General features: G+C 65.0%; 20 protein-coding genes. 12 read left to right on the top strand and 8 right to left on the bottom strand.

Going from position 1 to position 25,748, the window contains the following annotated elements; genetic code table 11:
* Positions 1 to 104: 104 nt before the first annotated feature.
* Genes OIT41_RS06360 through OIT41_RS06340 form a run of 5 tightly spaced genes read right to left on the bottom strand, consistent with a single transcriptional unit; the run spans position 105 to position 4,481 of the window.
* Positions 105 to 863: a PP2C family protein-serine/threonine phosphatase gene (locus OIT41_RS06360; protein ID WP_413542313.1), complete on the bottom strand. Its 759-nt coding sequence runs from the start codon at positions 861 to 863 to the stop codon at positions 105 to 107.
* Complete coding sequence (locus tag OIT41_RS06355) at positions 863 to 2,026, bottom strand: adenylate/guanylate cyclase domain-containing protein (protein WP_264637590.1); 1,164 nt, start codon at positions 2,024 to 2,026, stop codon at positions 863 to 865. Before OIT41_RS06355 ends, OIT41_RS06360 begins: the two co-directional genes overlap by 1 nt.
* Complete coding sequence (locus OIT41_RS06350) at positions 2,016 to 2,642, bottom strand: PH domain-containing protein (protein ID WP_264637589.1); 627 nt, start codon at positions 2,640 to 2,642, stop codon at positions 2,016 to 2,018. Before OIT41_RS06350 ends, OIT41_RS06355 begins: the two co-directional genes overlap by 11 nt.
* Entirely contained in the window at positions 2,635 to 3,543 is a 909-nt protein-coding gene (locus tag OIT41_RS06345; RefSeq protein ID WP_264637588.1) for a biotin--[acetyl-CoA-carboxylase] ligase, read from the bottom strand. Before OIT41_RS06345 ends, OIT41_RS06350 begins: the two co-directional genes overlap by 8 nt.
* A gap of 47 nt (positions 3,544 to 3,590) precedes the next feature.
* Positions 3,591 to 4,481: an SDR family oxidoreductase gene (locus OIT41_RS06340; RefSeq protein WP_264637587.1), complete on the bottom strand. Its 891-nt coding sequence runs from the start codon at positions 4,479 to 4,481 to the stop codon at positions 3,591 to 3,593.
* A gap of 211 nt (positions 4,482 to 4,692) precedes the next feature.
* On the opposite strand from OIT41_RS06340, the gene OIT41_RS06335 reads away from it, so the two are divergent.
* The 9 genes from OIT41_RS06335 (at position 4,693) to OIT41_RS06295 (ending at position 16,636) form a co-directional block, all read left to right on the top strand.
* Positions 4,693 to 6,276, top strand: a complete 1,584-nt coding sequence (locus OIT41_RS06335) for an acyl-CoA carboxylase subunit beta (protein ID WP_264637586.1) — start codon at positions 4,693 to 4,695, stop codon at positions 6,274 to 6,276.
* Entirely contained in the window at positions 6,273 to 6,527 is a 255-nt protein-coding gene (locus OIT41_RS06330) for an acyl-CoA carboxylase epsilon subunit (protein WP_241707934.1), read from the top strand. Before OIT41_RS06335 ends, OIT41_RS06330 begins: the two co-directional genes overlap by 4 nt.
* A gap of 141 nt (positions 6,528 to 6,668) precedes the next feature.
* The gene (locus tag OIT41_RS06325; protein ID WP_241707935.1) at positions 6,669 to 8,354 is read left to right on the top strand and encodes a DUF885 domain-containing protein; all 1,686 of its coding nucleotides are present in this window, start codon (positions 6,669 to 6,671) and stop codon (positions 8,352 to 8,354) included.
* A 230-nt stretch (positions 8,355 to 8,584) separates the two neighbouring features.
* A complete protein-coding gene (locus tag OIT41_RS06320) occupies positions 8,585 to 9,997 on the top strand; it encodes a dicarboxylate/amino acid:cation symporter (protein WP_241707936.1) in 1,413 nt (470 codons plus the stop codon).
* Positions 9,998 to 10,086: 89 nt separating this feature from the next.
* Complete coding sequence (locus OIT41_RS06315; protein ID WP_241707937.1) at positions 10,087 to 10,542, top strand: YbjQ family protein; 456 nt, start codon at positions 10,087 to 10,089, stop codon at positions 10,540 to 10,542.
* A 37-nt stretch (positions 10,543 to 10,579) separates the two neighbouring features.
* Positions 10,580 to 11,284, top strand: coding sequence for a TetR/AcrR family transcriptional regulator (locus OIT41_RS06310; protein WP_241707938.1), 705 nt, complete (start codon positions 10,580 to 10,582; stop codon positions 11,282 to 11,284).
* A gap of 26 nt (positions 11,285 to 11,310) precedes the next feature.
* Complete coding sequence (locus tag OIT41_RS06305) at positions 11,311 to 13,833, top strand: MMPL family transporter (protein WP_264637585.1); 2,523 nt, start codon at positions 11,311 to 11,313, stop codon at positions 13,831 to 13,833.
* Positions 13,834 to 14,003: 170 nt separating this feature from the next.
* Entirely contained in the window at positions 14,004 to 14,678 is a 675-nt protein-coding gene (locus OIT41_RS06300) for a Maf family protein (protein WP_241707940.1), read from the top strand.
* 149 nt (positions 14,679 to 14,827) lie between these two features.
* Positions 14,828 to 16,636, top strand: a complete 1,809-nt coding sequence (locus OIT41_RS06295) for an acetyl/propionyl/methylcrotonyl-CoA carboxylase subunit alpha (protein WP_241707941.1) — start codon at positions 14,828 to 14,830, stop codon at positions 16,634 to 16,636.
* A gap of 94 nt (positions 16,637 to 16,730) precedes the next feature.
* On the opposite strand, the gene OIT41_RS06290 is transcribed toward OIT41_RS06295, so the two are convergent.
* Positions 16,731 to 18,140, bottom strand: coding sequence for an MFS transporter (locus tag OIT41_RS06290; RefSeq protein ID WP_241707987.1), 1,410 nt, complete (start codon positions 18,138 to 18,140; stop codon positions 16,731 to 16,733).
* A 288-nt stretch (positions 18,141 to 18,428) separates the two neighbouring features.
* Between OIT41_RS06290 and OIT41_RS06285 the strand changes: the two genes are divergently transcribed.
* The 3 genes from OIT41_RS06285 to OIT41_RS06275 are packed head-to-tail and all read left to right on the top strand — an operon-like array spanning position 18,429 to position 23,588.
* Positions 18,429 to 19,835, top strand: coding sequence for an MFS transporter (locus OIT41_RS06285; protein ID WP_372489633.1), 1,407 nt, complete (start codon positions 18,429 to 18,431; stop codon positions 19,833 to 19,835).
* Between the two features lies 1 nt (position 19,836).
* Entirely contained in the window at positions 19,837 to 22,029 is a 2,193-nt protein-coding gene (locus OIT41_RS06280) for a molybdopterin oxidoreductase family protein (protein WP_264637584.1), read from the top strand.
* Complete coding sequence (locus tag OIT41_RS06275) at positions 22,026 to 23,588, top strand: FAD-dependent oxidoreductase (protein ID WP_241707943.1); 1,563 nt, start codon at positions 22,026 to 22,028, stop codon at positions 23,586 to 23,588. The genes OIT41_RS06280 and OIT41_RS06275 overlap by 4 nt, the downstream gene beginning before the upstream one ends.
* A gap of 92 nt (positions 23,589 to 23,680) precedes the next feature.
* On the opposite strand, the gene OIT41_RS06270 is transcribed toward OIT41_RS06275, so the two are convergent.
* On the bottom strand, positions 23,681 to 24,034 hold the full coding sequence (locus OIT41_RS06270) for a hypothetical protein (protein ID WP_241707992.1): 354 nt from the start codon (positions 24,032 to 24,034) through the stop codon (positions 23,681 to 23,683).
* 244 nt (positions 24,035 to 24,278) lie between these two features.
* Positions 24,279 to 25,694 carry an NAD(P)H-quinone dehydrogenase gene (locus tag OIT41_RS06265; RefSeq protein ID WP_241707944.1) on the bottom strand — a complete coding sequence of 472 codons (1,416 nt, stop codon included), beginning with the start codon at positions 25,692 to 25,694 and terminating at the stop codon, positions 24,279 to 24,281.
* Between the last annotated feature and the right edge of the window lie 54 nt (positions 25,695 to 25,748).

Here is a 25,748-nt window from a genome sequence, read left to right as displayed (position 1 = left end):
GGTGGTATTGACCGGAATCTTCCTACATAGTCCGGGCGTGTCGCAAATCCCGTTCCCCGAAACCGCCGTCGACGGGAGCCTGTGCGGGCTCCATCGGCGTCGTTCTAAGGGGTCCTGGCATCCACCACAATCGCGGTGACATTGTCCCGCCCGCCACTCAGCAACGCCTCCTTGATGAGGGCATCCACCGCGTCCTGGGGCTTTTCCATAGTGCTCAGGATCCGGAACATGTGCTCGTCGCTCAACTCGCCGGTGAGTCCGTCCGAGCAGACCAGTATGCGGTCGCCGTCCTGGATGGGCAACAACCAGAAGTCCGCTTCGTTTTCGCCGCCCGTCCCGAGGGCCCGGGTCACCACGTGGCGGCGCGGATGCACTGTGGCTTCTTCACGCGTGATCCGTCCGGCCTCCACAAGTTCCTGGACTTCCGAATGGTCCACGCTGATCTGCCTGAATTCGCCCCCGCTCAAGCGATACGTCCGCGAGTCGCCGATGTTCATAACCAGCCAATACGCGACGCCCATATGCTCCGCGACAACCACCCCGGACAGCGTGGTTCCGGCCCGGCCACCCGTGGCATTCCGGATCTCGGAGTCGGCGGCAAGGATGCACTCCTGCACGACGACGGCAGTCGCCGATCGTACGCCCGCCGCCAATTGCGACATGTTGCCAAGCGTCTGTACGCACAATGCGCTGGCAATCTCGCCTGCCTCATGCCCGCCCATGCCGTCGGCTACCGCGAAGACCGGGTCCACCGCGATGAGCGAATCTTCGTTGAGTTCCCGGCTGAGTCCACGATCCGTCCCGTAGCCACAGGTTACTGTGAATCCCGGCTTGGGGGTGGGCGCTGCGGACTGTGAACTCATCAGTCGAGGACCAGTCCCTTGCCAAGCCCGCGGGCAAGCCGGACCGGAAGAATTTCCCCAAACCCACGAACGTTTTCGGCTGTCTGCGGAACAAGGACGAAGCGTTCGTCCTGGCCCAGCGCTGCTGCCGTCATCTCGTCCACCAGGACCGTGCCGGGTTCAGCCAGGGCCGTCAGGCGGGCCGCCAGGTTGACGGTGGGGCCGTAGATGTCGCCGAGACGGGAAAGGATGCGTCCCCAGACCATGGCCACGCGGGCTTCCGGGAGGATCTCGTCTTCGGTGAAGGCCTGGGCGAGCGCCAAGGAAATCTCAGCTCCCGCGGCCGGCGTCTCGGCAATATAGAGGACTTCGTCGCCGACCGTCTTGACGAGGCGGCCTCCACCGATCGAGATGATTTCCGCGCACTTGTTCTCGAAGCGCTGGACCAACTGCGCCAGGGTCTTCTCGTTCATGCGGCGCGACAGGCTCGTGTAAGAGACGAGGTCGGCAAAACCCACGGCGCGTGCCAAGGGCAACGGTGCGTCGTCTTCGTCCCCTTCGCGGCCGGCCTCGCTGGCCTGCAGACCGGCCTCGGCACGCACGGCCAGGCGCTGCACACCGGCGTTCATCTGGCGGCGCCACGAGTACAACAGGATCTCTTCCATGGCATCCACGAGGTTGGGCAGTTCGTTGACCAACTGTTTGCGTGCAACGGCATCGGGAATGCCTTGCTGCACCACCATGTCTTCGATGAGCGCCTCGACTTGCCACACCACCATGCGGTCGGTCATCTGGCCGATGGCGCGGGTCACGGAAATGGCAGCTTCTTCGGTGAGCTTTCCGGCGCGGACAAGGTCAAGGATGGTGGACAGCGCCCCGAGGTCGCGCTCGGTGAACGCCACGTCCTGGTCGCCGAAATTGGGGAAACCCAGCGCCCGCCAGAGTTTGCGGGCTGACAAGAGCGAGACGCCTGCGCCGGCCGCCACTTCGCGTCGACGGAGTTTGCGTTCGCCGCCCAAAAGCCTGGTTTCAAGGGCTTTGATGGCCACCCGTTCCGCAGACAGGGCGCCGGTGGGCGGGGAAACGACGGGGAGGACCCCCGTTGCCGCGTGGTCCACGGAAGGTTCGGGCACGGCGTCGGGCTCGTGGTCCATGTACTCAGGCTCCTGCTCGTCAACGCTCATCTCTTCCACCTTCTCTCATATCCCAGGGCAACGCGGCATCCGGGTACTCAGCAAAACTGTCAAAATCGCCGGATCCCGGCACCGGGACGGAGCCGAATCCGACACTCGTCGGAAGCTCCGCCATGGCATCCATGATGAAACTCCGGAACTTGCCGACCTCCGGAACATCCGCGAGGACCGCCTCGCCGGGGTGCCCGGTATCCAAGGATATATTCCCGGAGCGCAATATCCGTTGGAGCAGCGATTGTTTGATGCCCACCCCGCGCACCGCGGCCAACGGCACTTGCCAGTCGCCGCGGCGAAGCATTCCAAAACGGGCAACTATCCGCCCGCTCGTGAGGATGTACCGGATGCCGCGCCAGCGGATGAATCGCGGGAGGCTGTAGCCGAGCAGCACGATTGCCACGATCACCAGGCACGCCATGACCAACCATTGGGTCCAGTCGCTTGTGATGACCGGCAGCAGCTTGCCCGGCCCGCCCTTGACTATCCAGGCACAGGCGAACGCTGCCGCGGCAGGGACCAGGATGAAGGCCAGGACGGGACCAAAGAGCATCCTGGGCTGCTGCCGCGTGATCACGATGACTTGCTCCCCACGCAGGAGCTCTTTACGCATAACCGCTTTCGGTAGCCCTCAGGTGGACGACGTCACCGGCGGTCACGACGTGCTCGCGACCACCGTGGTCCACCACCAAAAGGGAACCATACTCATCCAATCTGGACGCATGCCCCACCAACTCGTGGTCGCCGGGCAAATGAGCCTTCACCTCGCGTCCCAAGGTGACCATGACGGCTTCCACCCGCTTGTGCAGGGAAGCGCCGCCGGCCAATCCCGCTGTAGGGTCGCCGTCGGCATTGCAGAAGCTGCGGTAGAGCGTCCCGAAGCGGGACAAGTAGTTCCGCAATAGAACGGTGCGGTCCGTGGTGCTTGCACCCTCAAGCAAGAGGGAGGTGGCGGTCGGGACAGGCAATTCATCCTCGCCGAGCGTCACGTTGAGGCCGGTCCCCAGAATCACGGCTGGAACAGACCCGTCCCCCATCGGCCCCATCTGGGCCAGGATGCCGGCAATCTTCTTGCCTCGGACGAGGACATCGTTGGGCCACTTGATCTCGGCGGGCAGGCCTGCGGTTTCCAGGAGGGTCTCGTGCAAGGCCAGCGCGCCCAGGAGGGACAGCCAGGAGTAGCTCTGCGTGGGCACGGGCAGGCCTTGCGCATTGACGGGACGCAGGACGATCGAAACGGAAATCGCCGAACGTTCGGGAGACTCCCAGTGACGGTCGAGACGGCCCCGTGCCGCCGTCTGGTGCTCGGCGGTGAGGACCGCGAGATCGGCCCATTCCTTCGGCTCCGTGGTGACGGCGCGCAGCAGATCAGCGTTGGTGGAGCCGGTGGTCTCCACGATCTGCAATTGCGAAATGCCGGCGGCCGCGAGGAAGTCGGGGTGGAGCAGGGCATCACGGTCCAGGCCCGGGCGCGGGGCACGTGGTTCGCTGCTGGCAGGCTGTTCGACGTCCATAGACAGAATCCTATCCAGCCAGGCCGGTCCCGGAAGAAGTTGTCCGCTCAGAGGAAGATATCCGGCACCAGCTTCTCCTCCGCGGCCCCCAGACTGTAGGGCCTGAAGTCCGAAACACCCGCAGCCCTGAGCACTTCTTCGTCGGTGTAGAAATTGCCTGTATTAATAGCCGAACCGTTGCCCAGGTTTGCTCCGGTCAGGACTGCGTGGGCGGCGTCGGCCATGATGTCCGATCCCCTGGCGGCTTGCACGATCTGCGCTCCGCCCGGCATGTTCCGGATGGCAGCGGTGTCGATCAGCGTGCAGGGCCACAGCGAGTTGACGGACACGCCGTCGTTCTTGAGTTCTTCGGCCAGGCCCAGCGTGGTGAGGCTCATGCCGTACTTGGCCATGGTGTACGCCAAGTGCATGCCGGCCCATTTAGGGTCGAGGTTCAGCGGCGGCGAGAGCGTCAGGATATGGGCGTTGCCCGATTTCCGCAGGGCCGGGAGCGCGAGTTTGGACAGCAGGAAGGTGCCGCGGACGTTGATGTCCTGCATGAGGTCATAGCGTTTCATGTCGATCGCGTCAGTGCGGGAGAGATCTATCGCCGAGGCGTTGTTGACCACGACGTCGATTCCGCCAAAGCGTTCGACGGCGGCGGCAACCGCCGCGGCGACGTCGCCGTCGTTGCGGACGTCCCCTACGAGAGGCAGTGCCTGGCCGCCGGCTGCTTCCAGTTGTTCAGCGGCAGTGAAGACCGTTCCCTGCAGCTTGGGATGCGGTTCTCCGGTCTTGGCCATGATGACGATGTTGGCGCCGTCGCGGGCCGCGCGTGTGGCGATTGCCAGGCCGATGCCGCGGCTCCCGCCGGACATCAGGATGGTGCGGCCCTTCAGTGATCCGCGCGCCCGGTAGGGAAGGGCACGGCTTGCAGAAGCAACGTTGCTCGAGGTCATGAGGACACTGTAGCCCAACGATGTTACCGGTGAGTAACATTGCTTGATGCTCGACTTGAAGTCGGAAAATTGTAGGGTTTCTACAGCGGTCTGTGGCTTTTGCGTCATTAGACTAGCCAACAGGGCCCGCACTTTGTACGGATGCTACTTAAGAGCGCATGCCTAACAAAGCAGTGCCAGCGTAAATCAGCTACAGAGCCGGAGACATTTGATGAGCCACGATCTGACAACGACAGCGGGAAAGATTGCCGACTTCCGCGACCGCCAGGCCCGTGCAGAACAACCTTCCGGCCCCGAAGCCATCGAGAAGCAGCATGCCCGCGGCAAGAACACCGCCCGCGAACGCATCGACATGCTGCTCGACGAAGACTCCTTCGTCGAGTTCGACGCCTTGGCAGTCCACCGCTCCACCGCGTTCGGCATGGAGAAGAAGAAGCCCCTTGGCGACGGCGTCGTCTCTGGCTACGGCACCGTGGACGGCCGCCTCGTGGCCATCTACAGCCAGGAATTCAGCGTCTACGGCGGCTCCCTGAGCCAGGTCAACGGCGAAAAGATCGTCAAGGTCCAGGAATTCGCCCTCCGCAACGGCTGCCCGATGGTGGGCATCAACGACGGCGGCGGCGCGCGCATCCAGGAAGGCGTCGCCTCGCTGGCCATGTTCGCGGATATCTTCCGCAACAACGTCCACTCCTCCGGCGTCGTCCCGCAGATTTCCCTCATCATGGGCCCGTGCGCCGGCGGCGCGGCCTACTCCCCCGCCCTCACCGACTACGTGGTGATGGTGGACAAGACCTCCCACATGTTCATCACCGGCCCGGACGTCATTAAGACCGTCACCGGCGAAGACGTGGACATGGAAACCCTCGGCGGGGCGCGCCAACACAACGCCACCACCGGCACCTCCACCTACCTCGCCAGCGACGAAGCCGACGCGATCGAATTCGTCCGCGAGCTCCTGGACTTCCTGCCGTCCAACAACCTGTCCGAGGCCCCCGTCCTGGAACACGAGCAGGAGCTTGAGCTCGACGACGACGACCTCGCCCTGGACACGCTGATCCCGGACTCGGCCAACCAGCCCTACGACATGCGCAAGGTCATCGAGCAGATCGTTGATGACGCCCATTTCCTCGAAATGCAGTCGCTCTACGCCCCCAACGTGATCATCGGCTACGGCCGGGTTGAAGGCCACACGGTCGGGATCGTGGCCAACCAGCCGATGCAGTTCGCCGGCACGCTGGACATCTCCGCTTCGGAGAAGGCCGCCCGCTTCGTCCGCCACTGCGATGCCTTCAACGTCCCCATCATCACTTTGGTGGACGTCCCCGGCTTCCTGCCCGGCAAGGACCAGGAATTCCAGGGCATCATCCGCCGCGGAGCCAAGCTGCTTTACGCCTACGCCGAGGCCACCGTGCCCAAGCTGACGGTCATCACCCGCAAGGCCTACGGCGGAGCGTACATCGTGATGGGTTCCAAGAAGCTTGGAGCCGACCTCAACCTGGCGTGGCCTACGGCCCAGATCGGTGTCATGGGTGCCCAGGGTGCGGTCAACATCCTGTACCGCCGCGATCTTGCCGCTGTCGCCGAGGCCGGCGGCGACGTCGAAGCCAAGCGAGCCGAGATCATCCGCCAGTACGAGGAAGAACTCCTCAACCCCTACCAGGCGGCCGAGCTTGGCTACGTCGACGCCGTCATCGCACCGTCAGAGACCCGCATCCAGATCATCAAGGGCCTCCGCGCCCTGCGCGACAAGCGCGCCAGCCTGCCCACCAAGAAGCACGGAAACATCCCCCTGTGAGCGCCGAACAGCATCTTCCTGGCTCCGGTCCCGATTCCACGGACACGGCGCCCGCCGAGCCGTTGCTTTCGGTGGTCAAGGGAGACCCGACGCCGGAAGAGCTCGCGGCGCTTGCCGCCGTCGTCGCCTCCTTCGGATCGCACGAGGAAGCCGAAGCTCCAAAGCCGAGCACCCGCCACTGGCTGCGACGCCAGCAACTGCGTATGGACCCCACGCCGGGACCAGGCGCCTGGAAACGCAGCCGGGGCTAAGTTCCGTGGTAACCCAACCAGCTCGCATTTAATGTCGTTTTGAAGGCCCGGAACGACATTAAATGCCAGTCAGTTGGGTTGGCCTTCGGATCTTCTGCAACAACCCTTTCACAAATAACCGGGCGCGGTTAGGCTCGTGGGGTGACTACTCCTAACACAGCTCCGGCACGCCTCCAGACTGCCATCGACGCGGTCGCCGACGCCTACACGGACACGCTCCTTGCCCTCAACCCGAGCCTCGCCACCACCCTCGGCCTGCCCGGACACGAAACGGAATACCAGGACTTCTCGCCTGCCGGCGCGGCGGCCTTCGCCAAGGCAGCACGCCGCACCCTCGACGAGCTCGCGGCCCTCGAACCCACGGACGCCTCCGACGTCGTCACCCTGGACGCAATGCAGGAACGGCTCGGCCTGGCCCTCGAGATCCACGAATCCGGCTGGGACGCCGCGGACCTGAACAACATCGAGTCGCCGGCCCAAACCATCCGCTCGATCTTCGACCTCATGCCCACCGGGACGGCCGAGGAATGGGAGCACATCGCCGGCCGCGCGGCCAACGTTGCGGAAGCGATCGACGGGTACATCGTGTCCCTTCGTTCGGCCAGGGACGCAGGGAAAGTCTCCGCGCTCCGCCAGGTGAAAATCGTGATCGAACAGACAACCAAGTACGCGGCCGAAGACGGCTTCTTCGCCAAGCTCACCGCCGAAGCCTCGATCGACGGCCAGCCGCTGCCGGCGGAACTGCAGGAAACGCTCGACGCCGGGGCCGCCGTCGCGCGGTCCGCCTACTTGCGCCTTGCCGCCTTCCTTGAGGCGGAGCTTCTGCCTTTCGCCCCCGAAAAGGACGCCGTGGGCCGCGAACGCTACGCAGTGGCCTCGCGTTCCTTCCTGGGCGCGGCCGTGGACCTGGAAGAAACGTACGCGTGGGGGGTGCAGGAACTCGACAGGCTCATTGCCGAACAGGAACGGGTGGCCGAACAAATCAAGCCCGGCGCGTCCATCGAGGAGGCCAAAGCCATCCTCGACAACGATCCCGAACGGCAAATCAAGGGCACCGATGCCCTCAAAGCCTGGATGCAGGACCTCTCCGACCGCGCGGTGTCCGAACTTGCCGACGTGCACTTCGACATCCTGGACATCATGAAGACTCTCGAATGCCGTATCGCCCCCACGGACGAAGGCGGCATCTACTACACGGGTCCCTCGGACGACTTCTCCCGGCCAGGCCGCATGTGGTGGTCCGTCCCCGCCGGCGAGGACACCTTCACCACCTGGGCCGAAACCACCACGGTGTTCCACGAAGGCGTCCCCGGCCACCACCTCCAGGTGGCCACCGCCGTCTACCGCCGCGAGCTCCTCAACAACTGGCGACGCAACGTCTGCTGGGTCTCCGGTCACGGCGAAGGCTGGGCACTCTATGCCGAAAAGCTCATGCTGGAGCTTGGCTACCTCAAGGACCCGGGCGACCACATGGGCATGCTGGACATGCAGCGCATGCGTGCCGCCCGAGTCGTGTTCGATATCGGCGTCCACCTCGAACTGGAGGTTCCGGAACGTTGGGGCAGCGGCACCTGGACCTCGGAAAAGGGCTTCGAATTCCTCAAGGCCAACCTTCCCATCAGTGCGGGCCAGCTCCAGTTCGAATTCACCCGGTACCTCGGCTGGCCGGGCCAGGCGCCGTCGTACAAGGTGGGGCAGCGGCTGTGGGAAGAAATCCGGGCGGAACTCGAACGCCGCGACGGATTCGACCTGAAGTCCTTCCACACGGATGCGTTGAACATCGGCTCTGTCGGCCTGGATACGCTTCGTCGGGCGCTGCTGGGGTAGCCCAACTGACTCGCATTTGTTGTCGTTTTGGAGGCTCAGAACGACAACAAATGCGAGTCAGATGGGCTGAGACGTACGAGACATTCCCCACATTCCGTCCGGGAATAACTTCATAAATGGGTGGATTGACGGCGGATTAGCAGGCTTGTACGGTGGCGGCTCGAATTGGGGAATGTAACATTTCTCAACGTCGGCTCGCGGTGGTATTTACCGGGGCCTAGTTTGTTCCGGTGAGCAATTCATCCAACACTTTGACTTCCGCCGGAAAGACCTCGTCCCGGCTTCCCAAGTGGGCAATGTCTTTCGGCGTCCAGATCATCGCGGCCCTGGTGATCGGCCTGGCCCTCGGCCTCGTGGCCAAAGCCACCGGTAGCACTACGAAGGCTCCCAACGGGCTCGGCACCACGTTGCAGACCATCGGCTCGAGCTACGTCTCGCTCCTGCAGACCGCCGTCGTGCCCTTGATCTTCACCGCAGTGGTGAGCTCCATCGCGAACCTGAGCCAGGTATCCAATGCGGCGAAACTGGCATGGAACACCTTGCTCTGGTTCGCCATCACCTCGCTCATCGCCGTGACGATCGGCATCGGACTTGGCGTGCTCCTGCAGCCGGGCTCCGGCACCGGCATCACCAAGAAGGCCGAGTATGCTGGCAAGACCGGGGACTGGTGGGCGTTCCTGACGGGTCTTTTCCCCAAGAACTTCCTGGGCATCGGCGCCAGCACGAGCGTCACGGACGGCGTTGCCAGCACCTCGATCAGTTTCAACGTGCTGCAGATCCTGGTGATCGCCATCGCGGTCGGCGTCGCAGCCCTCAAGGTCGGCAAGCAGGCCGAACCGTTCCTGAACCTCAACGCTTCCGCCCTGGCCGTCATCCAGAAGGTCCTCTGGTGGATCATCCGCATCGCCCCGCTGGGCACCATCGGCCTGATCGGCAACGCCGTCGCGGTCTATGGTTGGGACACCATCGGTTCGCTCGGCAAGTTCACGGTGGCCATCTACGCAGGCCTGGCCCTTGTGCTCTTCGTCGTGTACCCCATCCTGATCAAGAGCCACGGACTGTCCGTCAAGCAGTACTTCTCGGGCGTGTGGCCCGCCGTGCAGTTGGCCTTCGTCTCACGTTCCTCTATCGGCACACTGCCGCTCACGCAGCGCGTCGCCGAACGCAACCTCGGCGTTCCGCGGGGCTACGCGTCCTTCGCCGTGCCGCTTGGCGCCACGACCAAAATGGACGGTTGCGCGGCCATCTACCCGGCCGTCGCTGCGATTTTCGTTGCCCAGTTCTTCGGCATCAACCTGGACTTCAGCCAGTACTTGCTGATCGTGGTGGTTTCGGTCCTTGGTTCCGCTGCAACAGCGGGTACCACGGGCGCCGTCGTCATGCTCACGTTGACCCTGTCCACGCTGGGACTGCCGCTCGCCGGCGTCGGACTCCTCCTGGCGATCGACCCCATCCTGGACATGGGCCGCACGGCGGTCAACGTCGCAGGACAGGCGCTGGTTCCGGCCATCGTCGCCAAGCGGCAAGGAATCCTGGACGAATCGCTCTATAACGCGCCCCGCAAGGGAACGGCGTTCGCGGCGGAGACAGAGTCTGCGGAGGCAAGCGAGGAGCCTCGGGAACTCGCTGCCGCCGGGGCCTAACAAGGCCCATTATCGCAAGGACAAATCCCCGGGAAATGCCCCGGGGATTTGTCGTATTAACAGGGGTGAATTCTGGGTAGGCTCTGTCCATGCTGATTGTCACCTCAAACAAGATTCCGGGCCATAGGATCGACGCCGTCTTCGGCGAAGTCATGGGCCTCACCGTCCGCTCGCGGGATCTCGGCGCCCAAGTGATGGCTGGTTTCCGCTCGCTCGGCGGCGGCGAACTGCCCGAAATGACCAAGGCGCTCTATGAAAGCCGCCAGGAAGTCATGGCCCGGATGGTCAACGAGGCACAGCAGCGGGGCGCCAACGCCATCGTCGCCATGCGCTTCGACACGTCCGAGATGGGCGGCAACTGGACTGAAGTGTGCGCCTACGGCACCGCGGTGTTCGCCATTCCCCTGGCCGAAGGCGAGCCGGGCGCCACAGGCCAGTCGATCTACCTGACGAGCGCCGCATCCAAGCAAGGCGCATCCGAGCAATCAGCGCAGCCCGCGACGTCGGCCGCGGCCCAGGAACACGAGGCCTCACCGGAGATTTAACTTGCCCTGAGTGCAAAGTTGCACTTAGTGTAAGTACGTGACAACCACCGACACCACCGCCCTCCCCTCGCGCCGGGAACAGAACAAACTGGCCAACCGCCAGGCGATCGCGGACGCGGCCCTCGCCATGTTGCGCAGCAAAGGCGTTGGCAACTTCACGGTGGAAGACATCGCGGAAGCGGCCGGCGTATCCCGTCGTACCTTCTTCAATTACTTCCCCAGCCTCGAAGCCGCCTTGGCCTCCGTAACCGAAGGCTTCCTGGACCATGCCCTGGAGCAATTCCGGCTGCGCCCCTCGGACGAACCCATCCTCGATTCGGCCCGGGCGGCCCTCATGGCGCTGGCCGACCCGATGACGGTCTCCCCCATGGCCGAGCTCTTCAGCCTCACCCACGACAACCGGGCTTTGGTGCGCTCCGAACTCGAAGCCTGGGACCACTGCACCACGCAGATCATCGATGCCGCCCGTCTCCGCCTCGGTCCGGGTGTCGACGAGCTCTATTTGCGAGCCCTGGCCGGGTCCATCATTTCCTGCGGCAAGGCAGCCATGAGCGTCTGGTTCGAACAACACGGCCCGGATCTTTCCCCCGAATCCCTCGCAAGCTTGCGGCAGCACTTGATCGACGCGATCGGTCTTCTCGGTTCAGGCTTCACGGCACCCGCCCCTCACGGCACGGCACCCGCCCCTCGAAGCCCGGCGTCGCACAATCAGCCCGCAGCTGATCCCCACCACTCGGCATAACCACACACCGAAAGATCGGTTCCGATATGGCACTCCTGCTCTACCGTCTTGGCAAGTTCTCCTACCGTCACCGCTGGCTGGTGATCTCCCTCTGGCTTGCCGTGCTCGTGGCTGTCGGCGGCTCCGCCGCTGCCTTCCACGGCACCATGTCCAACAACTTCCAGATCCCCGGCACGGAGACCCAGCAGATGCTGGACAAGCTCAAGAAGGACCTTCCGGCCTCTTCGGGTGGTTCCGCGGGTATCGTCTTCGAAGCCGGCGACGCCGGATTCAACCAAGCCGGCAAGGACGCCGTTGCGTCGGCCCTCGCCCAGCTGGAAAAGCTTCCGGATGTGCAGTCCACGGTCAACCCCTTCACAACCCAAGCCACCTTGGACAAGGCGCCGTCCGACCTTGCCGCCGGGGAACAGAAGGCGGCCGCCGGGCAGGCTGAGCTGGACAAGGCCCGTGCCACCCTCGACGCGGGCGACGCCCAGCTCAAGGCTGCCGAGCAGCAAATGACCGCTGCGGGCATGCCGGCAGCCCAGATCGAGGCCCGACTTGCCCCGCAAAAGGCCGAACTCCTGGCCGGGCGCCAGAAGCTCGACGCCGGACAGAAGCAAGCCACCGACGGCGCCGCCGCGCTTGCCTTGGCCAAACGCGAGGTGACAGCTTCCCAAGGCATGCGGTTCGTCTCCACGGACGGTAAAGCTGCGATTGCCCAGGTCCAGTTCAAGACCTCCATCAATGGCCTGACCCCCGCCGTCCGGCAGCAAGTCCAGGACATCGTCCACGGAGTCTCGTCGGCCGGTGTCACGGCCCTGGCCAGCAAGGAAATCACCGAGGACGTCTCGCAGTTGTTCGGTGTCTCCGAAATCATCGGCATCGCGGTGGCTGCGATCGCCCTCATCGTGATGCTGGGAACGCTCGTCGCCGCGGGCTTGCCCCTCCTGATGGCGATCATCGGCGTGGCCGGGGGTGTCGGCGGAACGTTTGCCCTCACCGGCGTCATCGACATGAGTTCCATTTCCCCGATGCTCGCGCTCATGCTGGGCCTCGCCGTCGGAATCGATTACTCGCTCTTCATCGTCAACCGCCACCGCGGACAATTGCTTTCGGGGATGGACGCGGAGGAATCAGTGGCGCTCGCCACGGGCACCTCGGGCAACGCCGTCCTTTTCGCGGGCCTCACTGTCGTCATTGCGCTTGCGGCGCTCGTGGTTCCGGGGCTCCCGTTCCTGGCCGTCATGGGCGTGTCGGCCGCTGCGACGGTGGCAGTCGCCGTCGTCGTCTCCCTGACGCTAACGCCGGCAGTCCTCTCGCTGGTGGGCCGCAAACTGATCTCGAAGCGGGCCTGGGCCAAGGCGGAACACCACAACGCCGAACCGGAGCACGCCGCTGCGGACCGTGCCGAGGATCACCGGCGAAGCAGCCGTGGGTGGGGCGGCCTGGTGACCCGGCACCCCGTGATCTGGCTGCTTGCCGGCGTCGTGCTGCTCGGGGTGCTGGCCCTTCCGGCCTCCCAGCTGCGCCTCGCTTTGCCCGACGGCGGTTCGGAACCGGTCGACTCGCAAGCGTTCAAGGCCTATGACCTCACCCGGACCAGCTTCGGCGAAGGCATGACCGGCCCCATCGTTGTTGTCGGCACGTTCCCGGACGGCCTCAGCGACGACCAGGCCAAGACCAAGCAGTTCGACGTCGCGGATAAACTGCGCAGCGTCGACAACGTCGTGGCGGCCGTTCCGGTAGCCCTCAGCCCGGACCACCGCACCGCCGTCTTCCAGGTCATCCCCAAAGACGGACCCGCGAGCGCCAGCACCGTCCAGGTTGTCTCGGAACTGCGCGCCAAGGGTTCCGAAATCCAACAGGCCACGGGCGCCACCATCGGGCTGACGGGGCAGACAGCCGGCAACATCGACGTCTCCGCGAAGCTCGGTGCCGCGTTGCCGCCTTACTTGGCGATCGTCGTCGGGCTCTCGCTGGTCCTCCTTCTCCTGGTGTTCCGCTCGATCGTGGTTCCGCTGCTCGCCACCGGCGGCTTCCTGCTCTCGCTCGCGGCGGCGTTCGGCGCCGTGGTGGCCGTATACCAGTGGGGCTGGCTGGGCACCGTGTTCGACGTTCCCAACCCCGGAGCCGTGCTGAGCTTCCTGCCGATCATCCTGATTGGTGTGCTGTTCGGCCTCGCCATGGACTACCAGGTGTTCATCACCTCCGGCATGCGCGAATCGTTCATGCACGGAGAGAACGCGAAGCAAGCGGTCCGAACCGGCTTCCGCCATGCCGCCGCTGTGGTCACGGCCGCCGCCATCATCATGGTCAGCGTGTTCTCCGGGTTCATCTTCAGCCACCTGACCATGGTCCGGCCGCTCGGTTTCGCGATGGCGTTCGGCGTGCTCGTGGATGCGTTCGTGGTGCGGATGACGATTGTTCCGGCCGTGATGTACCTGTTGGGCGAGAAGGCCTGGTGGCTGCCGCGTTGGCTGTCCCGGATCCTGCCCGACGTCGACGTCGAGGGCGCCAACCTCCAGCGCACGACGCCGGCAGGCGAGGCCAAGGAACTGGTGCACTAAGCGCCTGGTTGCCTTTGAGCGGGCGTCGGTTCTGTGTCCAGAACCGACGCCCGCTCACCTTTAACGCCTTTTCCCCAAACGCTCGCTCACGTGGGTGAGCGAGCGTCGGCTCAAACACCCACATATGTGAGCGAGCGTCGGAGGAAGGCCCCGCGTACTACGCTTGAGCCGTGACCCGATTGATCCTCGCTTCCCAGTCCCCCGCCCGCACCAAGCTCCTTACCGACGCCGGCATCCACCACGAGGTGCTCGTCTCGGACGTGGACGAGGACGCGGTGCAAGCCCGGTACGGGGTGACCGACGCGCACGACACCGCGCTCCTCCTGGCCCGCGCCAAGGCCGAGGCCGTCGCTTCCCTGCCCGACGCCGAGGGGGCCCTCGTGATCGGCTGCGATTCCGTATTCGAGTTCGACGGCGAATCGCACGGCAAGCCCTACACGGCGGACGTTGCCAGGGAACGGATGCTGCGCATGAGCGGCTCCAAGGGCGTCCTCCACACAGGGCACTGGCTGGTGGACTGCCGCGACACCGCAGCGGACATGAACGACGGCGAGACGGCCGACGGCACCGGGGCCACGGTGGGTGCCGTGTCCAGCGCAGAAGTCCACTTCGCGGAGATGAGCGAGGACGACATCGACGCCTACATCGCAACCGGCGAGCCCCTGCATTGCGCGGGTTCGTTTACGATCGACGGCTTGGGCGGCGCCTTCATCCGCAAGGTCGACGGCGACCCGCACGCCGTCGTCGGGCTCTCCATCTCGACCCTCCGCGATCTGCTCGGGCAGGCGAACGTCGGAATCACCGAACTCTGGACCCACAACGGCTCCGGCATGCCCACCGAATAGCGGCCGGCCAAGTGGCCGGGCCGGTCGCCCGGTTGCGGCCTTTGTAGCAACCCTACAAAGACAGGCCGTCTTACACACGGAATCCCCCATCAATATGGGCGGAACCCTCAAAATCACGCTAGGCTCCCTGAAGGACAGAAGGAGTCAACTTGTCAGCTAATCCGGCGCAGCCCATTTCCAGCCCTCTCACCAAGGTCTTGATCGCCAACCGAGGCGAAATCGCGGTCCGCATTATCCGCGCAGCCCGCGACGAAGGCATCGCCTCAGTGGCCGTCTACGCAGACCCGGACCGCGACGCCCTGCACGTCCGGTTGGCAGATGAGGCGTACGCGCTGGGCGGCAACACCGCCGCTGAGTCGTACCTCGTGATGGACAAGTTGATCGAGGTCGCCAAGCAGTCGGGCGCGGACGCGATCCACCCCGGCTATGGCTTCCTCGCCGAGAACGCCGAGTTCGCTGCCAAGGTCATCGACGCCGGCATCACCTGGATCGGCCCGTCCCCGGACGCCATCTCGGCACTGGGCGACAAGGTGCAGGCCCGCCACATCGCCGAAAAGGTCGGCGCTCCCCTGGTTCCCGGCACGGCCGACCCCGTCAAATCCGCCGACGAGATCCTGGCCTTCGCCCAGGAATTCGGCCTCCCGATCGCCATCAAGGCCGCCTACGGCGGCGGCGGACGCGGCATCAAGGTGGCCCGCACCATCGAGGAAATCCCCGAGCTTTTCGAATCCGCAGTGCGCGAGGCCATTGCCGCCTTCGGCCGCGGCGAGTGCTTCATCGAACGCTTCCTCGATTCCCCGCGCCACGTCGAGACCCAGTGCCTCGCCGATGCCTACGGAAACGTCGTTGTGGTCTCCACGCGCGACTGCTCCCTCCAGCGCCGCAACCAGAAACTCGTGGAAGAAGCCCCCGCACCGTTCCTGAGCCCTGAGCAGAACGAGCGACTGTACGAGTCTTCCAAGGCCATCCTCAAAGAGGCCGGCTACCTGGGCGCGGGAACGTGTGAGTTCCTCGTGGGCCAGGACGGCATCATCTCCTTCCTCGAGGTCAACACCCGTCTTCAGGTGGAGCACTGCGTTTCGGAGGAAGTCACGGGCATCGACCTGGTCCGCGAGCAGTTCCGCATTGCCCGGGGCGAGAAGCTCGGCTACGGGGATCCCGAGGTCCGCGGCCACTCTTTTGAATTCCGGATCACCGGCGAAGACCCGGGGCGCAACTTCATGCCCGCTCCGGGAACCATCAGCACCCTGAAGAACCCGACGGGTCCCGGCGTCCGCATCGACTCCGGCGTCGAGCAGGGCGATGTCATCAGCGGGAACTTCGATTCCATGCTGTCGAAGCTGGTCGTCACGGGCGCCACCCGTGAACAGGCCCTCCAGCGTTCCCGCCGCGCCCTCGAGGAAATGGTGGTCGAAGGCATCCCCACCGTCATTCCTTTCGACCTCGCAGTGGTAACCGATCCTGCGTTCGCTCCGGCCGAAGGCCCGTTCAAGGTTCACACGCGCTGGATCGAGACTGAGTTCGTCAACAACGTCCCCGCGTGGACACCCACCGGAACCGGGACAGAAGCCGCCGACGCCGGTGAGCGGCAGCGCGTCGTCGTCGAAGTGGGCGGCAAGCGCCTGGAAGTTGTCCTTCCCGCGACCCTCGGCTCGGTTTCCGCGGCTTCCAGCGCCGGCACCAAGGGCGCGAAGGCCAAGAAGCGTTCCCGCTCGGCCGGCGCCACGGCTGCGGTTGCGGGCGGCAACGCCCTTACTTCGCCAATGCAGGGCACCATCGTCAAAGTGGCGGTAGCCGCCGGGGACGTGGTTGCCGAAGGCGATCTGATCGTGGTCCTCGAAGCCATGAAGATGGAACAGCCCCTCACTGCCCACAAGGCCGGCACCATTCACGGTCTGGTGGCCAAGGCAGGCGAAACCGTCTCCGCAGGCGCCGTCATCGCGACGATCGAAGACTAAAGCAGCACTTAAATGGTTCCGGACCCGCACCCATGGGTGCGGGGCCGGAGCCATTTAACTCGAGCCTGTTAATCGCGAGCCTGTTAATACAGGGTCAGGCGACGTTGTTCTCGTAGTCCGTGTCCTTGGTTTCCTTGGACAGGAACAGTGCCACGAGCGTCAACACTGCCATGGCGCTGAGGTAGACGCCCACCAGGACCGTGCTGCCCTTGGCTGATTCCCAGAGCCAGACCGCGATGAACGGAGCCACGGCCGCGCCGAGGATGCTGGACATGTTGTAGCTGACGGCGGAACCGGTGTAGCGGACGTTGGTGGGGAACAGTTCCGGAAGCAGCGCACCCATGGGCCCGAAGGTAAGGCCCATCAGCGTGAAGCCGAGGATCAGCAATGCCATGGTCCCGACGAAGCCGCCGCTGAACAACGGCACGAAGAGCAAGCCGAACACCAGGATTCCCGCCGTCACGGCCAGGAGCATCTTGCGGCGGCCATACTTTTCGGCCAGCGGGCCCGCCACCAGGGTGAAGATGCCGAAGAAGACGACGCCGGCAATCAGCATCCACAGGAAGTCGTTCCGGCTGAAGCCAAGGCCCGGGACGAACGCCGCGGCGGCCGCGTCCGTCATGGGCTTTCCGGCCTTCACCGCTGCGGCCTGAGCGCCCGCCAGCGTGGGCTTCGTGCCGTAGGTCAGGGTGAACGTGGTCATGAGGTAGAACAACACGTACGTCGCCAACATGATGAAAGTACCGAGGATGAGCGGGCGCCAGCTTGTCTTGAACACGCGTCCGATGGGCAGCTTGGCTACTTCGTTCGACTCCAGCACCTTGGTGAACGCAGGAGTTTCAATCAGCTTGAGGCGCACGTAGAGGCCAAGGATCACCATGACGGCGCTGAGCAGGAACGGCACGCGCCAACCCCAGGCGGCGAAGGCCTCGGGAGTCAAGGTGTAGCTAAAGACCAGGAAGATGATGTTGGCCAGGATGAAACCGATCGGCGCACCCATCTGAGGGAATGTCCCATAGATCGCGCGTTTGTTGGCCGGCGCGTTCTCGGTTGCGAGCAGCGCGGCGCCGCTCCATTCGCCGCCGAGGGCCAGGCCTTGGGCGAAACGCAGGACTACCAGCAAGGTGGGTGCCAAGAAGGTCCAGCCCGGGACCTGGGCAGTCGGGAGGCAGCCGATCAGGAACGTGGCAATGCCCATGGTCAGGAGGGACGCAACTAGGGTTCCCTTGCGACCGAACTTGTCACCGAAGTGGCCGAAAATGATGGAGCCAAGTGGCCGCGCGACGAAGGCGACACCGAATACCGCGAAGGAGCTCAACAGCTGGGTGGTCTCGTCCGCCGTCGGGAAGAAGAGTTTGGGGAAGACGAGCACGGCTGCCGTGGCATAGACGTAGAAATCGTAGAACTCGATGGACGTGCCAATGAGACTGGCAAAGATCACCCGCCCCCGCGAGTTGACCGGCTTGACTGACTCGCTTTCCTTGGATGCAGCGATGGAAGACATGTAGTGGTTGCTTTCGTTCACGCCGGCCCGGCGTTCCTGAGCCTGCCTGCAGATTATTTGAGAGTTCAATAATAGTTCCGGGTATCCAACAAATGGACAATTCCGTCCATTATGCGGACACTTCGAAAAGTCTCATCCTGTGGTCCGCGCCACAACCTCACCATCGCCTCACGCACCGGTGACCCCCTCCGATAGGTGAATGTCACAGCACGTTTACACACCGCGACGGTCCGCGAAACGCGCTCTCCCTAACGTGGAAGGACAACGTCCCCACAAAGGAGGCACCCCGTGACAGTTGACCGAAGCACTGAAATCCTCACCACCGAGCAGGCGCCCACCGCCCTCGTCCCCGAGCTTGAACACCGCCCTGGCCGCTGGATTGCCAACTGGGATGCAGAGAACAAGGAACAGTGGGAAGCCGCGGGCCGTTCCATCGCCAAGCGCAACCTGTACTGGTCCATCTTCGCCGAGTTCCTCGGCTTCGTCGTCTGGCAGCTCTGGTCGATCGTTGTCGTCCAGCTCCCTGCTGCAGGCTTCAAATTCGACACCAACCAGATCTTCTGGCTCATCTCGATCCCCAGCCTGGTCGGCGCCACGCTGCGTATCCCCTACACCTTCATGGTTCCGAGGTTCGGCGGCCGCAACTGGACCATCGTCTCGGCCCTCCTGCTGCTGATCCCGACGGCGGGCCTCGCCTTGTGTGTCTCAAACCCCGGCACCCCGTTCGGCGTCATGCTGCTGGTCGCCGGTCTCGCTGGCTTCGGCGGCGGCAACTTCGCCAGCTCGATGGCAAACATCACCTTCTTCTACCCTGCCCGTGAAAAGGGTTGGGCGCTGGGCCTGAACGCCGCGGGCGGAAACCTCGGTGCCGCCGTCGCGCAGCTTGTCGTCCCGATCGCCGTCACCGTCCTGGCCGCCGGGACCGTCAACCTGCCCATGGCCGGCCTCATCTGGATTCCCCTCATCCTTGTCGCTGCGTTCGGCGCCTGGAAGTACATGAACAACCTCACCAGCGCCAAGGGTGACGTCGCAGGCTCCATCGCCGCACTCAAGGAACCGCATCTGTGGGTCATGGCTTTCCTGTACATCGGCACCTTCGGCTCGTTCATCGGCTTCTCCGGAGTCTTCCCCAAGCTCATCAAGGACTACTTTCCGGCCTTTTCGTCCATGCACCTCGGCGCGGTTGTCCTCTCGCTCGCCTTCCTTGGCCCGCTGGTCGGCTCCCTTGCCCGTCCCTACGGCGGACGCATGGCCGACCGCATGGGCGGAGCCCGCATGACCGTCACGGCGTTCGCGGCGATGGCGGTCATCACGTTGACCATGATCTGGACCCTTCCCCTCAAGAACTTCTGGCTCTTCCTGCTCCTGTTCCTGTTCCTCTTCACCGCAAGCGGCTTTGGAAACGGCGCCACCTACCGCATGATCCCGGTCATCTTTGCCACGTCCAGCCGGGCAGCGCTCTCCGGTGCAAAGCCCGCCGAAACGGCCCGGCTCGCGGCTTCCTCCCTCGGCCTGATCTCGGCGATCGGCGCTTACGGCGGATTCGTCATCCCCCAGGTGCTCAACGCATCCAGCGCTTCCGGCTCCTACACCCCGGCGTTCTATGGCTTCGTCGGCGCCTACGTGCTGATGCTCATCGTCTGTTGGGCCTGCTACCTCCGGAAGGCCAACCGCAACGCGATGGGACACATCTAACATGCCCAATGGCGCCAACACCCACTGCCCGTATTGTGCGCTGCAGTGCGCCATGACCCTGACCCCGGCGGCGCCCACAGCGCAGCCGGGGTCAGGGGTTGCGCAGCCGGGGTCAGACCCCGCTCCCGCGGCAAAGGCGCTTCCGCTCCTGGAAGTAGCCGGCCGCGACTTCCCCACCAACCGGGGCGGGCTGTGCCGCAAGGGCTGGACATCGCCGTCGTTGTTGAACCACAGCGGACGCGTCACGGAACCCATGCTCAAAGGGTCCGACGGCGTCCACCGGCCGGTTACGTGGGACCAGGCACTCATGCTGGTGACCGGAGCCGTCAAGCAGACCCGCGAGCAGTACGGTCCCGACGCCGTCGGCGTGTTCGGTGGCGGCGGACTCACCAATGAGAAGGCCTACCAATTGGGCAAGTTCGCCCGCCTGGCGCTCGGAACCTCGCGCATCGACTACAACGGGCGCTTTTGCATGTCTTCAGCTGCGGCAGCCGGAAACCGCGCGTTCGGCGTGGACCGCGGCCTTCCGTTTCCCGTCGAGGACCTTGATTCGGCAAGCGTCATCTTCCTCCTCGGCTCCAATGTTGCCGAGACCATGCCGCCGTTCGTCCAGCACCTGCAGGGCGCGCGGGATTCCGGCGGGCTGATCGTGGCCGATCCCCGCCGTTCCGCGACCGCCGCATTCACCGGTGACGGCGGCGGCATCCACTTGCAGCCGACCCCGGGAACGGACCTCGCCCTACTGTTGGGTATCTCCCACGTGGTGGTCCACGAAGGCCTCGCCGACACCGACTACCTCCAGGACCGCACCACGGGTTACCCCGCGATCGTTCGCAGCCTCGCCGGCTTCTGGCCGGAGCGCGTCCAGTCGATAACCGGCGTGCCCGCCACGCTTATCCGGGACACCGCCCGCCGACTTGCCGACGGCGCCCGGCGCGGCGGCAGCTACATCCTGACCGGCCGCGGCGTCGAGCAACACGTCGACGGCACGGACACCGCGACGGCAGCGATCAACCTCAGCCTCCTCCTCGGCCTGCCGGGATCTGCCCGCAGCGGCTACGGCACCCTGACGGGCCAAGGCAACGGCCAGGGCGGCCGCGAGCACGGTCAAAAGGCCGACCAGCTCCCTGGCTACCGCAAGATCACCGATCCCGCCGCCCGCGCCCACGTCGCCAAAGTGTGGGGCGTCGACGAATCCCTCATCCCCGGCCCCGGACTTCCGGCCGTGGAGCTCTTGAATTCTTTAGGACAGCCCGACGGTATCCGTTGCCTTTTCGTGCACGGCGCCAATGTGGCAGTGTCAGCCCCCGACGCCGGTGCCGTGATCGAGGGCCTGCGCAGCCTGGATTTCCTTGTCGTCTGCGATTTCTTCATGTCCGAGACGGCGCTGGAAGCCGACCTGGTCCTCCCGGTGACCCAGTGGGCCGAGGAAGAAGGCACCCTGACCAACCTCGAGGGCCGCGTGCTCCGCCGTCGAAAGGCACTCAGCCCTCCCCCGGGCGTCCGCAGCGAATTGTGGCTCATGGCCCGGCTCGCCGAATCGCTCGACGCACCGTCCACGTTCAGCGACGATCCCGAGACCGTCTTCGAGGAGCTCCGGCTTGCCTCGGCGGGCGGCCTGGCCGACTACTCCGGAATCGACTACGCCATGCTGGACCGCGGGGAAGCCGCCTACTGGCCTTATCCCACCGGCAGTTCGGGAACGCCGCGGCTCTTCCTCGACGGTTTCGCGCACGCCGGCGGACGCGCGGTGATGGTCCCGGTGGCGCCGCAGAAGCGGTCCCGGCACTCCGCCGTCGTCGGCTCTGATCCTGATCCGCTGACGCTCGTCACCGGGCGGCTGCTGGAACACTACCAATCGGGCGCCCAGACCCGCCGCGTGGCCGAACTTGCGGCGGCGCAGCCGGAACCGCTGTTGCAGATCCACCCCGCGACGGCGGCTGTCAGGAAAATCTCCGACGGGGACTTCGTCCGGGTCTCCAACGAGCGCGGAGAGGTCGTGTGCCGGGTGGAGCTCAGCAACAGCATCCGGACGGACACCGTCTTCCTCCCCTTCCATTTCCCCGGACCGGGCAGCGCCAACCTGCTCACCGAAGCGGTCAGCGATCCTATTTCCGGCATGCCGGAGTTCAAGACCAGCACGGTCTGGGTCCGTAAGGCGGCACTGCCAATTCAAGTCAAGGAGGCGTCGTGAGCGAGCGAATTGTGGTGGTGGGATTCGGGCCGGTCGCGGCCCGGCTGGTGGACGAGTTGGTGCCTGCCGTGCGGAGCGGCCTTGTCCGGTTGCTCGTCGTCGGACAGGAAGCCGAAGCCGCGTACAACCGCGTCATGGTGGCGGAACTCGGCGTGGGGCGGACCACCGCGGAGGCACTCGCGATGGCGGACGCTGCCGCTTTGGCGGCCGACGGCGTCGAGGTCCGGCTGGGCGTCACGGTCAAACGCATCGACCGCGCCCGCCAGCAGGTGGTCCTATCGGATGGGACCACGCCCGGTTACGACCGCCTGGTGTTCGCCACAGGCTCGCGGCCCGTCATTCCGAACCTTACGGGTATCAACCCCGATCCTTCGCACCCTGTACTCCCTTCAGGGGTGACGGCCCTCCGCGACCTTCGTGACGCCGCGCAATTGCGCGACGCCGTGACTGCCGGCAAGCGCGTGATCGTCCTCGGCGGCGGTGTACTCGGCCTCGAAACTGCCTTGGCTGCGGCCGAAGAAGGCGCCCTCACCACAGTGGTTCACAACGGCGCCTTCCCGCTGGGCCGCAATATCGACCGCGGAGGCGGGGCCGTTCTCGCGGCGAGCTTGCGCAACAGCGGGATCACCATGGTGGGCAACGCCCGTTCCACGGCGGTGGAACACAACGGCCCGCACGGAATGTTTTCCGCCCTGGTACTCAACGATGGATCGAGGGTCGAAGGTGACCTGCTGGTTCTGTCCTGCGGCGTGCGTCCGCGGATCGAACTGGCCGAAGGTTGTGGGTTGCCTGCGGCCACCGGGATCCTAGTGGATCACCACTTGCGGACCTATCACGAGCCGCACATGTTCGCGATCGGCGACTGCGCCGAAGTCCGCTGCGCCGATGCCGAGTGCCCCGAATGCCGCACCGCGCTCGGTCCTTCAGGCTTGGTGGGTCCGGGCTGGCGGCAGGCCGAGTGGCTTGCCGAGTATCTGATCCTCCTTGCAGAGGGCGGCCAGGGCGCTGCGGACACCTTGGCACCGCTCCCGCAGGAGAAGCCCGGCGTCGTGGTGTTGAAGGCGCGCGGCATCAACCTGGCGGTTGCCGGGGACAACAGCGCCGAACCGTGGGATGACGAGTTATTGTCCGCCGGCGTCTCCGAGGGGATGCCGCGGCGCCAGGTCGCCCAGTGGGCCGATCCGGAACACGGCCGCTACGTCAAAATGACCACGCGGGGCGGCGCGCTCGAAGGACTCGTGACGGTAGGCATGCCGCGCACGGCCGCGGAGCTCGTGATGCTGTTCGAACGCGGCTCCGAGCTGCCCGCAGACCGTTCGCTCCTGCTTCGACTGGACGGTCCGGACCAACTCGGCCTTTCCGCTTCGAATGATGACCCGCAGCGCACGGTGTGCCGCTGCGCCGGCGTCAGCGGTGCGAGCATCGAGGAAGCCGTGCTGGATGGCTGCTCTTCCGTGCCGGAGGTTTCCAAAGCGACCCGCGCGGGGACCGGGTGCGGCGGGTGCCATGGGGACATCAAGGGGATTATTGAAAAGCACTTTCAGGGGGTTGCGGCGTAGGGGCTCGATCTTGGGTTCGGCGTTGTTGCGGTTGCCGATAGCTGCCCGTGCATCGCCTAGCCTGACAGTTTCCATCACACGGACACACGTGGTCACAGCTGAAAGTAGCGGTTCTTGCGTGGTCTTTGCCGTGGGTCGATGTGGGGTGGCGGGATGAACCAAGGCAAGCCGGTTCGGACTTGGATGAGTGGATCAGATGGTGGTGGTGGCTGCACAGCAAGCTGCAAATAGTCCAGCGTGCGGGAGAGTTCCTCCACACGGGAAGCAAACGCGGCGGAATCCTGCAGCCCCAGCGGCCCGACGTCGTCCACCGCCGTCCGTGCCAGCGAGCGCAACGCCGCGAGTGCGCCCACCAGAACCCGCTGCGGATCACCGCCGCCGCCGTCGTGACCGCGGTCGCGATCCTCGGGCGGATCCAGCAGGGCGAGCCGGCGCGGCCCCGGCATTTGACCCGGCGCTTGGGCAGCCGCCGTCACCTTCCGAGGACCGCGCACCTTACGGAACACGACGAACCCGCCGCCGGGCGCAGCGGCCTGGCGGGTAGTGGGATGTCCGATCCACCGCGAGTACGGAGCGGTTTGGATGGCGCATCTGGTTTCACGCGACGCAAAATGCCCCACGACACGCGAATACGCGCGTCGCGGGGCATTTAATGTGTCACAAATCCGAATGCGAGTCGAGAGCCATGCCCTACATATGCACGTGCAACCGTCGCGCAGCTTCCGAGATGGACCCGGTCAGCGAGGGGTACACGGTAAAGGTACTCGCGAGGTCGTCGACATGCAGTTTCTGCTTCACTGCGACGGCGATCGGGAAGATCAACTCGGAGGCGTTCGGTCCAACGACGACGCCGCCGATCACGGTGCCCGAACCCTTGCGCGCGATGATCTTGACGAAGCCGTCCTTGGAATTGCGCATCTTGGCGCGGGCGTTGCTCAGCAAGGAGAGCATGACCACGTCACCCTGGTATTTGCCGGATTCGAGGTCGGCCTCGGAGACGCCCACGGAGGCGATTTCCGGTGAAGTGAAGATGTTTGACGCCACCTGGCGGAGCTTGATCGGCATGACCGCGTCGCCCAGGAAGTGCGCAACCGCGATGCGGCCTTGCATGGCAGCGACCGAGGCGAGGGCCAGGATCCCGGTGCAGTCGCCCGCCGCGTAGATGTTCGGCGCCGTGGTGCGGGACACGCCGTCGACCTTGATGTGGCCGGACTCCGTGACAGCCACGCCGGCTTCTTCCAAGCCCATTCCGTCAGTGTTCGGGATGGAGCCAACACACACGAGGCAGTGGCTGCCCGAGACGGTGCTGCCATCGCCGAGCGTCACCTTCACGCCGGCGTCGGTCCTCTCAACCGCCTCCGCGCGCGAGCGGGACAGAACGCGCACGCCGCGTCGCTTGAAGACACCCTCAAGGACCTGGGCCGCGTCGGTGTCCGAGCCGGGAAGCACCTGGTCGCGGCTCGAAATCAGGGTGACGTTCGAGCCAAGGCCGTTGTAGGCGGAAGCGAACTCTGCGCCGGTGACGCCGGAACCGACGACGATCAGGTCTTCCGGAAGCTCCTCGAGGTTGTAGATCTGTGCCCAGTTCAGGATGCGCTCACCGTCGGGCTTTGCCGTGGGCAGCTCGCGCGGGTGGGCGCCGACAGCGAGAAGAATGGCGTCGGCGGTGATCGTCTTGACGCCGTCCGAGGTGATGACCTCGATGGTGTGGTTGTCGAGGAGCTTGCCGGAGCCCATCAGGATTTCCACGCCCAGGTTTTCGAGGCCCACCCGGATGTCGTCGGACTGCTCCCGCGCGAGGTGCAGCACGCGGTCATTGATGTGTGCGAGGTCCGCGCGCATGCGCGGCGCTACATCGCCGCCGTCGACGGCGAACTTGACTCCCAGCTCCCCCGCCTCGCCGACGCGGGTCATGAGATCCGCCGTCGCGATCAGGGTTTTGGAAGGTACGACGTCGGTGAGGACGGCTGAGCCGCCGAGCCCGGCGCGCTCGATGAGGGTTACCCGCGCGCCCAGGTGCGCTGCGACCATGGCCGCTTCATATCCGCCTGGACCTCCGCCCAGGATCGCGATTCGTGGTGAGCTGAAGTCTGGATGCATGGTCACAATGTTCAATTCTCACTTAATGCCGGCGGACCTGCCACTAAGCCCCGCCTGAGG

Source organism: Arthrobacter sp. YA7-1, assembly GCF_025960325.1.
GTDB lineage: Bacteria > Actinomycetota > Actinomycetes > Actinomycetales > Micrococcaceae > Arthrobacter > Arthrobacter bambusae_A.
This window is presented reverse-complemented; position numbering and strand designations above follow the sequence as displayed.